Origin of the sequence: Bifidobacterium asteroides (assembly GCF_009683175.1) — a bacterium.
Taxonomy (GTDB): Bacteria; Actinomycetota; Actinomycetes; order Actinomycetales; family Bifidobacteriaceae; genus Bombiscardovia; species Bombiscardovia asteroides_H.
Genome location: NZ_WKKW01000003.1, coordinates 125,115 through 138,007, shown reverse-complemented (window position 1 = coordinate 138,007; position 12,893 = coordinate 125,115). Strand labels below are relative to the sequence as shown.

9 protein-coding genes are annotated in these 12,893 nt (G+C 62.4%); 3 read left to right on the top strand and 6 right to left on the bottom strand.

Annotated features, from left to right (window positions below):
- Nucleotides 1-155: 155 nt before the first annotated feature.
- Complete coding sequence (locus GKC41_RS05845) at nt 156-1,742, bottom strand: oligopeptide:H+ symporter (RefSeq protein WP_154313366.1); 1,587 nt, start codon at nt 1,740-1,742, stop codon at nt 156-158.
- Between the two features lie 469 nt (nt 1,743-2,211).
- On the opposite strand from GKC41_RS05845, the gene GKC41_RS05840 reads away from it, so the two are divergent.
- The 3 genes from GKC41_RS05840 (at nt 2,212) to dtd (ending at nt 5,961) form a co-directional block, all read left to right on the top strand.
- A complete protein-coding gene (locus GKC41_RS05840; RefSeq protein WP_154313436.1) occupies nt 2,212-4,518 on the top strand; it encodes a beta-L-arabinofuranosidase domain-containing protein in 2,307 nt (768 codons plus the stop codon).
- Nucleotides 4,519-4,599: 81 nt separating this feature from the next.
- Nucleotides 4,600-5,442: an AraC family transcriptional regulator gene (locus GKC41_RS09020; RefSeq protein WP_154313365.1), complete on the top strand. Its 843-nt coding sequence runs from the start codon at nt 4,600-4,602 to the stop codon at nt 5,440-5,442.
- Nucleotides 5,443-5,460: 18 nt separating this feature from the next.
- A complete protein-coding gene (gene dtd, locus GKC41_RS05830) occupies nt 5,461-5,961 on the top strand; it encodes a D-aminoacyl-tRNA deacylase (RefSeq protein ID WP_154313364.1) in 501 nt (166 codons plus the stop codon).
- Here dtd and GKC41_RS09015 read toward each other — a convergent pair.
- The 5 genes from GKC41_RS09015 to murD all read right to left on the bottom strand — a co-directional run bounded on the left by GKC41_RS09015 (nt 5,954) and on the right by murD (nt 12,858).
- Nucleotides 5,954-7,204: a cell division protein FtsQ/DivIB gene (locus tag GKC41_RS09015; protein WP_324612063.1), complete on the bottom strand. Its 1,251-nt coding sequence runs from the start codon at nt 7,202-7,204 to the stop codon at nt 5,954-5,956. The two genes, dtd and GKC41_RS09015, sit on opposite strands and share 8 nt — an antisense overlap.
- A complete protein-coding gene (gene murC, locus GKC41_RS05820; protein WP_267872856.1) occupies nt 7,201-8,769 on the bottom strand; it encodes a UDP-N-acetylmuramate--L-alanine ligase in 1,569 nt (522 codons plus the stop codon). Before murC ends, GKC41_RS09015 begins: the two co-directional genes overlap by 4 nt.
- 139 nt (nt 8,770-8,908) lie before the next feature.
- Nucleotides 8,909-10,141 carry a UDP-N-acetylglucosamine--N-acetylmuramyl-(pentapeptide) pyrophosphoryl-undecaprenol N-acetylglucosamine transferase gene (locus GKC41_RS05815; RefSeq protein ID WP_195760191.1) on the bottom strand — a complete coding sequence of 411 codons (1,233 nt, stop codon included), beginning with the start codon at nt 10,139-10,141 and terminating at the stop codon, nt 8,909-8,911.
- 70 nt (nt 10,142-10,211) lie between these two features.
- A complete protein-coding gene (locus tag GKC41_RS05810) occupies nt 10,212-11,435 on the bottom strand; it encodes a peptidoglycan glycosyltransferase FtsW (protein WP_154313362.1) in 1,224 nt (407 codons plus the stop codon).
- Entirely contained in the window at nt 11,419-12,858 is a 1,440-nt protein-coding gene (murD, locus tag GKC41_RS05805; RefSeq protein ID WP_154313361.1) for a UDP-N-acetylmuramoyl-L-alanine--D-glutamate ligase, read from the bottom strand. The genes GKC41_RS05810 and murD overlap by 17 nt, the downstream gene beginning before the upstream one ends.
- Nucleotides 12,859-12,893 lie beyond the last annotated feature (35 nt).

Sequence of the window (12,893 nt, the reverse complement as noted above, 5' to 3'; positions counted from 1 at the left end):
TCGGTACAAACAAGCGACACCGGAAGCCGCAAAATTGCTGATGGCCTCCGGTGCCGCTATTGACAACCAGCACAGGGCTGTTGCGGAACTGCTTACCTCTTCACTATTACTCGGCCCCTGTCAAGATCTTCGCTCGACAAAGACCAGTCCACTCATCAATCATCGAGAATCATGGATTCAAAACGCTTGCTGAACATCATTACCACAACAGCAACAACAACTTCCAAAGTGCCAATGATGAGGAATAGAGGAAGTTGCTGATCCAGCGACTTCAACCTTCCGTAGACGACCAGCATGATGGCGGTACCGATGGCTGCAGACAAGGTTAGTGAGGTCTGCATCTGCGTCTCGTAAGATTTCGGAGCAATGGCAGCAACAGTTGAGTTAGCTGCAACACCGTAAGGGAATCCACCGAAATTGCTGACCAAGTAATAAACCAGCAGCCATACCACCGAGTATTTTCCGGCGTGAGGATTGAGCACGACAGTCGGCACAATCAGGAGGAAATTGGCGATGCCGGAGAAAAAGAAACCGAAGCAGAGACGACTGGTCGACTTCCAACGCTTGCCAAGATCAGTGACCCAGAACCAGCTGAAGAAGAGCCCCGAGAGCAAAGAAATAATACCCACAATAGTTGTGAAAGATCCTGGCGCGATTTCGATGCCCCAGAACTTGCGGTTGATCCGCTGATCCAAGAACATCAGCAAGGTGGTTCCTTGGATGGCGTAATCCACACCAATCACGATTTGCATGATAAACAGTGGAGTCACTGCACGCAACCGATGCCGTTCAGTGCTGCTGATGCGCTTGGAACGCCAGATAATGGCAAAGAAGAGAATCGCCACCACAAATGTGCACGAACTGACGGTATTGGCCAGGCTGTTCACACTGACCTTCTTGGACAAGAGCAACACGGCTATAAAAGCAGCAATGACAACCAAGGCCACCAGAGCAATTAGACTATAGCGCTTCTTCTCTTGGACGCTCAAGGGTCTGGACGGCTTTGAACCCAAGGATCCAAAGAAACGTTTACCGGGCAAGCCGATAATAGCGGCATAGAGCAGAGCCGCGACAGCCCCGATAGCAAAGCCGTAATGATAGTTGACCAGCCCCAGTTGCGCAGAAATCACAGGAGTGATAAAGCCCGCTATGTTATTGGCGATGGCGTGAATAGCGAAGGCCCCGTCACGGCGGCTGTCATCGCGATGGAAGAGCATGCCGGTCAACGAGGCGTTGGAGGCACCGACGATAGGAATGTTCATGAGGACCATGCCCACTATGGCAAAAGCCCGACCCTGACCGATTGAGAATGCAGGGATAGCAAGAAGGCCACAGGACAGCCCCTTGGTGATATTGCCGATGACCAAAGCCTTGCGAGCGCCAAAAACTCGATCAGCCAACCAGCTACCCAGTATTTCGAACATGGAATTGATGGCCGCCACGATGGCGATAAGCTGGGCTGCCTCACCTTGGGTGAATCCCAATCCTTTGGTCCAGGGCTTGTAGAGATAGTAAATCATCACAGCCCCGTAAGAGGCCCAGCAGATGGAGTTGAAAAGGTTGCCCGTGGCGAGTATGCCAATGCCCTTGGGGTAACCGAAGAAGGAACGATCTGATCTTAGATGTTCCAATTCCTCCTCTTGACGATGGTCGACCTTGAGACCGGATTCATCGACCACCAGGTTTGAATCCTGCTGGTCCTTGTCCGACTGCTCGTCGACATGTTCCGATGATGTTGCCATACGCTTCTCCTCGCTTCTCAATGGCACCGACCCTCGTTGTTCGGCACCCTTTTGCTCTGCGTGGAACCACAGGCTGTTCCACTGTGAACGGTAAATCTTCTGTCCCTCGGCCTTAGGTGCAAAGAGAACGGAAAAAGGTGGATATTTCTCGGTAATACCGTCTGGCGGCTACTTGACAAAACTCCCCTGGCAGGTCGTTCCTTGCTCAGAAAGCGTGCCATTGCAAGGATTAGGAAGATATAGAAGCTAGCCAGAACAACTCCAAACCAAAGACACAAGATTGTCCACCCATTCGACGATTTCCCCCACCTTCATGATCGGGCTTACGTCCATAGACTGATGAGGTAAGGCGCACGAAGGCGTCGGGGCAGAGCGGCGCCGACGGATCGGAGACGACCCGACGGAAAGCATGACCGGCCAGAATCCGCCTGTCAGCGGAGGAAGTAGGTAATTCATCATGACATCATCCATGCACACTGATCAGGACTGCGTCGACGAGGCGGCCCGTCAGATCTACATCGGCAACACGGGCACCGTGGACTTCGACCTGAAACTGCCGACCGAGGGGGTGGATGGAACCACCATCGAATGGACCAGCAGCGACGATCGATGGGTGAACCCTCAAGGCAAGGTCAATCAGCCCGAATACGGCCTAGGCGACAGGAACGTGACCCTGACCGCGACCGTCACCAAGGGTGGTGCCAAGGCGCAGCGCAGCTTCGACGTGACCGTGTTGCAGATGCCCAACAAGATTGAAGTGCGCAAGGTCTACCCCATCGAGATCAAGGCGCGCAAGGGCGTCACCTACTATCTGCCCATGTTCACGGCCGTGCTGACCAAGGACGGACAAAAGGTCTCCCAGCGGGTCAACTGGGACGAAGGCGTTGAGCAGCGGGACGGGCAGACCGGTGAACACGACTTCCAAGGATCCATCGACGGCAGCGGCATCCGTGTGCAATGCAAGGTTCAGGTGATTGACGAAGACCCCGAACAGCCAGTGGATTCCAGCCCTAAGGTCCGCCGCGTGCCTATCAGCCGGGTTCGGCTGACCGGCGATGGAATGCTGGCAGACAACCAGCGCCGACGGATAGCCTTTCTGAAGACCCTGGACGACGATCAGCTCCTGGTTGAGTTCCGCCGAGCCTCCCACCTGGACACCAAGGGAGCCAAGCCCATGATCGGCTGGGACGCTCCGGACTCCAACCTGCGCGGCCACACCACCGGCCACGTCCTGTCCGCATACGCCTTGGGGTATGCGGCTACGGGCGACGAGGACATTCGGACCAAGCTGACCTATCTGGTCGACGGGCTCGCCGAGGTCCAGACCGCCTTTGCAAAGAGCGGTACCACCAAGCCGGGCTTCCTGTCGGCCTACGACGAGAGCCAGTTCGACAAGCTGGAACAGTACGCGCCCTACCCCACCATCTGGGCGCCCTACTACACCCTGCACAAGATCCTGGCGGGGCTGATCGACGCCTACCACTTCGCTGGCAATGAAACGGCTCTGCGCGTGGCCTCGGATCTGGGCGACTGGGTCTATGACCGCGTCCACCGACTCCCCCACGAGCAGCTGCAGAACATGTGGAGCATGTATATCGCTGGCGAGTTCGGCGGCATGAACGAATCCCTGGCCCATCTGTACGCCATCACCGGCCGTAAGGAGCACCTGGAGGCCGCCCGCCTCTTCGACAACGACCGTCTCATGGTCCCCATGCGTCAGAAGGTGGATGCCCTGGGCGGGCTGCATGGCAACCAGCACATCCCCCAGGTCATCGGTTCGGTGGAGCTCTTCCGCCATACCGGGCTGCCCTACTACCTGCAGCAGGCCGAGTTCTTCCTCAAGTCGGTCATGGGCCACCACATCTATGCCATGGGCGGCACCGGGCAAGGGGAGATGTTCCAGCAGCCCGACGTGATCGGCGCCCTGCTCAAGGACAACACCGCCGAGTCCTGCGCCTCCTACAATCTGCTCAAGCTGTCGGCGCTCCTGTTCTCCTTCGACCCAGACCAGGAGTATGCAGACTACACCGAGCTGACCACGCTCAACCACATCGCCGCCAGCACCGACCATGTGCCCCAGGGCGGCAGCCTCTACTTCTTCCCCACCCAACCGGGCGGCCGCAAGGAGTTCGATGAGGAGAACAGCTGCTGCCACGGCACCGGCCTGGAATCGCACTTCTACTACGCCGATGGAGCCTTCTACACGGACGAAACGACCCTGTGGATCGAGCAGTATCTGCCCTGCAGCCTGAACGACATCGACCGGAAGATTGCCCTGAACGTGGACGTGGACGACCGGCACCCCGAGAAGGTGACCATCACCATAGAGGCCCTGGATAGGCCGTGCCTGGCCCTGCGCATCCCCGCCTGGACCCGCGGCAGGTTCCACATCGACATCGATGGCACCTCAGTCGCCCAGGATCTCATGGGTACCGACCCGGCTGTGGCGGTCCTGGATGCGAGCGCCTGCGGTCTGGATTCCTGGTCAGGAACCACCGTCATGCTGACATTCGACCCGACCATCCGGCTGATCGGCACCCCTGACAGGCCCTCCCTGGCCGCCGTGGCCTGGGGCCCCTACGTGCTTGCCGCCTTGAGCCCCAGCACCGATATGCAGAGCCTCAACATCGACAGAAAAGATCCCGGGTCAGCCTTTGAACGCCAGGGCGAAAAGCTGGTCTTCCGTCACCGGGACAGCGGCTTGGAATTCGTCCCCCTCTGGACCATTGACCATGACCAGCCCTACCATGCCTACGTCGAGGTGGCCAGCCACTGACCGCGTCCTCAGGCCAAGATTTCACAGACAGTAAGGACGGTCAGCACGGATCAGGCAATCATCACCAGTTTCCCCAACGATGTGGCGGTATTCAAATCCGCAGGGCGCTTCATCGGCACCCCAGGATGGATTCACGAGCGCCGCACCGTTGACAGCTTTGAGCTGATTCTGGTTGAAGAGGGTGTCCTCCCGCTGACCGTAGCCGGACGACAACGTGATCTGAAGGCAGGCGGTCTGCTGTTGATCCCGCCCGGCACCCCTCATGAGGGCAGTCGACGGCTGGGACAAGAGCCGCTGACCTTCTACTGGGCCCACTTCACCTTGCCCGACTGGCAAAGGGTTCAGAATCTGCCTGACGAACAGAGGAATAAAAAGAACCAGAGCGTGGCACGAGTGGTGCTGCCCCTGGATTTTCGTCTGGCAGACAACAACCGGGTGACCGTCATGTTCAACCAGCTGCTGGACATCTATCAGCGCACCTACCCGAATCCCAGCCCCTACTGCAGCTATTTCATGACCTGTCTGCTCATGGAGATCTCCATGGGAAGGCCCGCGCCCAAGAACCCTCAGGAAGCGGACGACGAGGACAGCACCCTCCAGAAGGTCCAGGATTGGATCCGCATCAACGCCTGCGACCGGATCAGTGTGGCCAGCGTGGCGGAGAACTTCAATTACTCGCCCTCCTACCTGTCGACCATCTACAAGCGGCGGTTCGGCATAGGCATCACCGGGCAGATCAGGCGGGTGCGCATCGAAAGGGCGCAGGAGCTGCTCCTGTCGACCTCCATGGGCGTCAGCCAAATCGCCGAGGCCTGCGGGTATGACGACCCCAAGTACTTCATGCGGGTCTTCAAACGGTTCTCCGGCCTGACACCAACCAGGTACCGGTCCAGCTTTTCCCTGCGGCACTACAACAACGCCTGAAGTCCTTAGACTGAAAGCATGAGAATCGTCATTCAGCGGGTCAGCCGTGCCCGGGTCGATGTGGTCGACGAACAGGGGCAGCCGGATCCTGATTTTAAACCCCAAAGCATCGGCACAGGACTCTTGCTCCTGGTGGCCGTCCAGGACGGCGACGGTGATTCCCAGGTGGAATATGTTGTACGTAAGCTGACCCGGATGCGTATCTTCGCCGACGAGGAGGGCCGGATGAACCGGTCGGTCCTGGACTGCGGCGGCTCCATCCTCTCCATCTCCCAGTTCACACTATATGCTGATCTGCGTCGCGGCAACCGTCCCAGCTTCATGGCGGCCGGAGAGCCCCAACATGCCCAGAGCATCTGGCAGGACCTGAACCGGGCCCTGGCCGCGACCGGTGTCCCTGTCGCCGAAGGTCGCTTCGGTGCCCACATGCGAGTGGATCTGGTCAACGACGGCCCTGTGACCATCCTGCTGGACACCGACAGGCTGATGAAGCCGGCAGCCTCTTCAACGGCTATTTGACTATGGGCCGCAGTGGTGCCGACACATCCAGCTGATGCTTGTCGCCGATCTTGGACGGGTCGTTGATGATCTTGTCGACCACGGCCTGCTTGAGCTTCAGGTCGGAACCGTCGCCCCAGATGATGACATGCTTGCCCTGGTCCAGCTCGGTGGTGATCGAGTCCTGGGTTTCCGCAGTAACCTTGGTCACCGAATGACGCATGGCCTCGGGCATGGTCGACAGAATCCGCAGGGTCTGCCTGACCGCCTGATCCTGCTGGGCCCGCTTGACGGTGGCCACCTGGATGACCGGCACCCCGTCCACCGGCTTGGCCACGGTGTTGAGCGCCCTCCCCTGCCGGTCGACGGCCGTCAGCTTGCCCTGTGCATCCTTGAAGACCGCAGTGGGCTCCTGGGCATCGAAGGTCACCTCCAGACCATGCGGAAAAGTCTTGCGGACCCTGGCATCGGTCACCCCGGCCATGCCGCTGATCTCCTGCTCGACGCCATTGGCCGAAATCAGCAACAGCGAGCGATCCCCCTGATGGGCCACGATTGAGGCCACCCGATCGTCGGACACCCAGGCATTGCCGCCGCTGACATTGATCTGGTCGGTCTGCAGGCGGAAGACCGGCGAGAGGAAGAGCAGCCATGCCAGTCCTGTAATCAGAGCCATGACCAGGATGACGACACCCGTCCGGATCAGGACCAGCCTACGGCTGACCTTCTTCTTCTCGCGCACACGGGCCTGAAAGTCCAGCACCTTAGGCCTGACGAAGATCCCCAGCCCCTGCTCCTCCTGGTCGGTGCCGATCCTGCCTGAGACGGGCCGGTCCGGCGGTATGGTCCGGGCATCGACGAATCCGCCGGCCGAACCTGTCGAGCGTGCGGCCGCGGACTTGGAGGCTGACGTGCTGCTGCTCTTTACCAGAGAGCGAGAGGACGAAGAGGCCGACCTTGGGCTACGTGTCCGGGATCCGCCTTCATTCTTGGCACGATTGGGACGACCCTTGAGGCGCTTGGACCGCTTGAGACGCCTGCCCCCGCCGCCTGTCTTTTCAGCCTTGGACCGGCGACCTGCCAGTCCCGCAGCATCGGAAGCGGCCGACCTGCCCGATCTGGCGGTTCTGCCGGTCTGCGGTTCCTCTCCCAAAGGCTTGGTGGTGCGCCCGGACCGGGCCGTCCGTGCGGCCTTGGCAGCCCGTACGGCCCTGGTCCTGGACGGAGCCCCGCTGGAGGCACGGCGACCCTTGCCGGGCTTCACTGCTCATCCCGTTCAGCCAGCCTGTCGAGAATGACCGGCCCCATGGCGGTGACATCGCCGGCGCCCACGGTCAGGATCACATCCCCCGGCTCCGCCCGCTCGGCCAGATCCACAGCGGCCTGATGCATGTCCGGGCAGGTCCGGAAGACGGCCTCAGTCGACTGATGCCCTGACTTCTGGGGCTTTTGATCCGATGCCTTGAGGGCCGCTGTGGGGATGGTTCCGGCATCCACACCCGGAAAATCGCTGGCCAGCTCACGCGCGGGGAAGATGTCGGTGACGGTCACATCGTCCGCCAGGGACAAAGCCTGCGCAAAACGGTCGGCAAAGATGGCGGTGCGCGAATACAGGTGGGGTTGGAAAAGCACCCTGATGGTCCGGCCCGGGTAGCGTCGTCTGGCGGCGGTCAGCAGGGCGGCGATCTCCGTGGGATGATGGGCGTAATCGTCCACTACGGTGACCCCATGCCGGCATCCGCGGACCTCGAAGCGTCGGGAAGCCCCACGGAAGTCGGCGGCGGAGGCGGCGGCCGCATCAGGATCCATCCCCAGCAGGATGGCGGCGATGATGGCTGCGGCGGCATTGCGGGCGTTGTGGATGCCGGGAATCGCCAGGTCCACCTGCAGATCGAGCGGCTTGCCGGCCTCCAACCCTGCCGCCTGGAGCACCTGCGCGGGGAGAGCCAGACGGCAATGCTCACGACCGCTGCCGCTGCTCTCGGACTCGGACCCGATGCGCACCAGGCCCAGAATCCCAGGCAGGGATTCAGCACTCAGTCGGGGATTCGAAGCATAGACGATGATCTTGGCCTGGCAGTCCCCGTGCAGCCGCTGCAGCACCTCCAGGGCGCCCTGGTCATCCCCGCAGACCACCAGGAAACGTCGGGCATGCCGGGCATGTTCCACAAAGGCCTGGTGGAAGGCGTCAGCCGTGCCGTAGTGGTCCAGATGGTCGGGCTCCGCATTGGTGATGATGGCGATGTCGGGAGTGTACTTGCCAAAGCTGCCGTCGGACTCGTCCGCCTCGGCCACCAGGACCCGTCCGGCTCCAACATGCCCGCCGTCCATGGGCCCCTGGCCGCTCTGGAGGCTGCCCCCGATGGCGTAGCTGGGATCGGCCAGATCCCCTTGGCCACCCTTGGTCAGCAAGTGGGCCAAAAGGGCGCTGGTCGTGGTCTTGCCATGGGCTCCGGCCACGGTGACCGAGATCCTGGAGGCCATGAGCAGAGCCAGAACGTCACTGCGATGGACCAGCCGGGCACCGGCATCACGAGCTGCCAAAATCTCGGGATTGTCGGGCTTGATGGCACTGGACCAGACCACCGTTCGCGCCCCGGCCACGTTGCGGGCATCCTGGCCGATGGCGACCCGGATTCCCAGCTGACGCAGGCGTCGGGTCTTGTCCCCCTCGGCGCGGTCGGATCCGGAGACCTGAACCCCCTCCTGGTGAAGCATCTCGGCCAGCACGCTCATCCCGGCCCCACCGATGCCGATGAAGTGTGTGGGCCCCAGATCCTTGGGGTCGCGCACTCCGGCCCGGGCCAGGGCAGGCAGGCAGGGGTCCAGGGCCGGCAGGGACCGGTCACCACCGTCCTGTCGATCGGGCACTGTATTCAATTTATGCTTGGGCACAGTAGTTGCATCTCCTCCAACAGTTCAGGACCATTCAGGACGGTCGTCCGTCGCCTGCCTCCATTATGCCCGATTAGGCCCTCCCTGAGTCCTTGCGGGCGACGTGTTGGTCGGCCATGGTCAGGATCTGCTCGGCCATCACCTGGGCGGCATCGCGAATCCCATACCCCCAGGCCCGTCGGCGCATGTCAGCCAGCCTATCCCCGTCGGCCATAAGAGCAGGGACATGGTCAGCCACCCATTCGGCATCCAGGGCCGCATCATCCACCATGAGCCCTCCCCCGGCACGGACGACCGGCTGCGCATTGAACCGCTGCTCCCCGTTGCCGATGGGCAGGGGCACGTAGACGGCGGGCACACCCAGGGCGGCCAGCTCGCTGACAGAGCCGGCACCAGCCCTGCAGACCACCAGATCAGCGCAGGCAAAGGCCAGATCGATCCGTTCCAGATATTCGGCCATGTGGTAGTCCCCCTGGCCCTGATGAGCCGGGTCCAGATCGTTGATGGCCCCATCACCCAGGTCAGCCGCAACCTGCTGCCTGACCTGGTCGGCCTTGCCGCGGCCCGTCAGGTGGATGACCTGGGTTCGATCCAACAACTGCCTGGCCGCGCCAGCGACCGCCTTGTTCAGGCTGAGAGCACCCAAGGATCCCCCGGTGACCAGCAGGATGGGCCTATCGGGATCCAACCCCAGAGACTGCGCAGACTCCCGGCGGGCTCCTGCAGGGTCAGCCTCCATCCGCTTGGCCAGTCGAGCGATGGCCGGCCGCAGGGGCAGACCCACGCGACGCACCGGTACTCCGGCCCGGGCCCGGATGCCGGTATCCTCATAGGCCGTACCCACGAAATCGGCCCAGCGGGCACCCAGCTTGTTGGCCATGCCCGCCCGGGCGTTCTGCTCATGGACAACGATGGGCAGACCCAGGTTTCGTGCGGCCCTGTAGGCAGGCGCCGAGGCATAGCCGCCAAAGCCGACCACCAGGTCGGCCGACCGATCCCGCAAATACCCTCGTACCCGCTGCACCTCACGCCGCCAACGCCGGGGGAAGTCCAGGGCGGCCTTGCCGGGACGACGAGGAAAGGGAACCTTCTCGATCGGATCCAGGGGAAGTCCGGCAGCCGGCACCAGGTCGTGCTCCAGCCCGACGGCAGTGCCGATCACGCTGACAGAAGCCTGGGGGCAGCGCTCCCGAATGGCCGCAGCCACACTGAGCAGGGGGTTGACATGCCCTGCCGTCCCCCCGCCGGCCAGCACCAGATGGGGACCAGCGCCTTTCCCGGCATGCTCCTGGGCATCCCCAGGCATCCCTTTCTCGGTCCTCGTCGCTGTCGTCATCCGCGAATCCGCTTCCTTTCCGCCTTGTCCATTCCGCATCTCAGGACCCGTCCGTGGCTGCCATCACGTCCGGCTGGGTCCGAATCATCTTCAGAGCCACCCCGGCCGAAGCCAGGCAGGAGATCAGGGCCGTCCCTCCAGCCGATACGAAGGGCAGGGGCAGCCCGATGACCGGCAGCAGCCCTAGAACCACGCAGATGTTGACCAAGGCCTGGCCCACCAGCCACACATCCAGGCAGATCAGCACCATGCCCGCATACCGGTCCTTGGTGGTCAGGGCTATCCTCAGCATGCACCAGCCCATGACCACGAAGACCAGAATAAGCATGGCCGCCCCTACAAAGCCCAGCTCCTCGCCGATGACAGCGAAGATGAAGTCATTGTGTGCCTCGGGCAGGTAGTTCCACTTCTCCCTGGAGTTGCCCAGCCCGACCCCGGTCAGACCCCCCGAGGCCATGGCGTAGAGCCCGTGTATGGACTGGTAGCAGACCCCCTGAATGTCATCCTCCGAGCACTTGCCATAGGCGGCCATGATCCGCTGGGTCCGGTTGCTGTTGCCGTAGACCGAAAAACCGATGACCGCGGCCATCCCCAGGACTGCCAGGCTGAGCAGCCAGCGCAGGGGGAAGCCCGAGACCAGGAAGGCTACGAAGCCGATGATGACGATGATCATGGCCGTCCCCAGGTCCTTGCCCAGCATGATCAGCAGGAAACTGACGATAAAACCGGCGGCCGGCTTGGCATAGGCCTTGGCCAGGCTCTTCAGGTCGGAATCCTTGCCGACCTGCCGCTGGGCTTCGATCAGGGCCTGGGGCAGCCACAGACACAGGGCCAGCTTGAGCAGCTCGGCCGGCTGCATGGAGACGCCCCCAATCGAGATCCATCCCTCGTTGCCGTTGGCAGAGCGTCCAAGCGGTGTCCGGGTCAACAGCTGGACGCCCTGGCTGACGATCAGAAACCAGGTGCTCCAGTTCCGATAGTGGTCGACACTGATCCTCACGGCCAGAAGGGCCAACAAGAGCCCAAACACTGCATATATGCTCTGACGAATGACCTGGCTCCAGGGTGAGCTGCCCTGGGCCACCAGATCCACAGCCGAGGAGGAGAAAACCATCATCAGGCCGAAGACCGTGGTGGCGACGACCGTGGCCAGAAAGCCGTAGTAGCACCAGAGCGGGTTGAGAATGGCCCGCCAGCCCCGGTAGCCCCCCTTGCCTCCAGACCCCTGGGAGGGGGCCTTGTTGGAATCAGTGCCGCGCTTCATGCTCGTGGACCCATTGTGTTGCCTGCTTGGCAAACTGGTCGCCCCGGTCGGCATAGGAGGCGAACTGATCCATGGAGGCGCAGGCGGGGGCCAGCAGAACCACCTGACCGGGCTGTGCATAGGAGCCGGCCGCGCAAACGGCCCGGGCCATGACCTGGTCGCCTGCACCAGGGTCGATCAGGGTAACCGGAAGATCGGGCGCCTGATCCTTGATAGCCTGGACCATCGGCTGCTGGTCCTGGCCGATGACCACGGCTGCTGCCAGCTTGGATCTGCGGGACCGAACCAGATCGTCGAATCGGGCGCCCTTGGCCAGCCCGCCGGCCAACCAGACCACCTGGCCGTCATGGTAACTGGCCAGGGAGGCCTCGGCGGCGTGGGCGTTGGTGGCCTTGGAATCGTCTACAAAGCGGATGGCCTGCGAACCCTGGCCCAGGGTGGCCACGGTGCTGATCCTGTGGTCACCGGGCGTGAAAGCGCGCATGGCCTCGATGGCCGCATCGACCCGGGCCCCAGCGCCCAGGGCCAGAGCCAGAGCGCAGAGGGCATCAGCAAGCAGATGGGGGTAGACCGTACCATCGGGCTCGCACAGGTCCGTCAGATCGGCCACCCGGACCAGCCTGACGCCCTCCTCAAGGTCCTGACCGGTCAATCCGCTGCGGTCCACGACCCAGCCGTCCTCCACGCCCAGCTGCCCGGACTCGGGTCGCTCCAGGGTGAAGCCCACCCGTCGGCAACCGGAGGCCGGCTGAGCCTGTCCGGCCAGGTCGGAGACCCGGGAGTCGTCGGCGTTGTAGACCAGGGCCTTGCGTACGCCCCGGTAGATGCGCGCCTTGTCGGCCGCATAGGCCTCGAAGCCCCCATGCCAGTCCAGGTGGTCGTCGGCCAGATTGGTGATGGCCGCGCACTCCAGGGCCGGCGAGAAGGTGAAGTGCAGCTGGAAGGAGCTCAGCTCCACGCAGAGCATGTCATTGTCGGGATCCAGGACGGCTGTGGAGACGGCCTTGCCGATGTTGCCCACCGCAGGGGCCGTAAACCCACTGGCCTGCATCATGGAGGCTACCATCCTGGTGGTCGAGGTCTTGCCGTTGGTGCCGGTGATCCCGATCCAGGGGGCTGGACGGCCGGTCCGGGCTGAGGGCACCCGCAGCAGCCAAGCCATCTCCACCTCGCTGACCACGGGGATGCCCCGACGCTGTGCCTCAAGGATAAATGGGGTGCGCGGATTGAAGACAGGAGAAGCCATGACCAGGTCCACCCGGCTCCAATCCACCTGGTCGAAGTCATGCAGATCGGCCTGTGGAGCGCGCTGGTCCACAGTGGTCACCCCGGCTGCACGGCCTTGCAGGGCTGCGGCCACGCTCCGTCCGGAAATGCCCAGCCCGGCGACCAGTACACGCTTCTGGCTCAAGTCCATGTTCATGAATACCTCATTCCGCTAGCTCCGGCACCTGCTTG

Excerpts from the sequence above, each read along its gene's own strand:
- GKC41_RS05845 (WP_154313366.1), bottom strand. The coding sequence starts at position 1,742 with ATGGCAACATCATCGGAACATGTCGACGAGCAGTCGGACAAGGACCAG.
- GKC41_RS05815 (WP_195760191.1), bottom strand. The coding sequence starts at position 10,141 with ATGCCTGGGGATGCCCAGGAGCATGCCGGGAAAGGCGCTGGTCCCCAT.
- murD (WP_154313361.1), bottom strand. The coding sequence starts at position 12,858 with ATGAACATGGACTTGAGCCAGAAGCGTGTACTGGTCGCCGGGCTGGGC.
- dtd (WP_154313364.1), top strand. The coding sequence starts at position 5,461 with ATGAGAATCGTCATTCAGCGGGTCAGCCGTGCCCGGGTCGATGTGGTC.
- GKC41_RS05840 (WP_154313436.1), top strand. The coding sequence starts at position 2,212 with ATGCACACTGATCAGGACTGCGTCGACGAGGCGGCCCGTCAGATCTAC.
- GKC41_RS05810 (WP_154313362.1), bottom strand. The coding sequence starts at position 11,435 with ATGAAGCGCGGCACTGATTCCAACAAGGCCCCCTCCCAGGGGTCTGGA.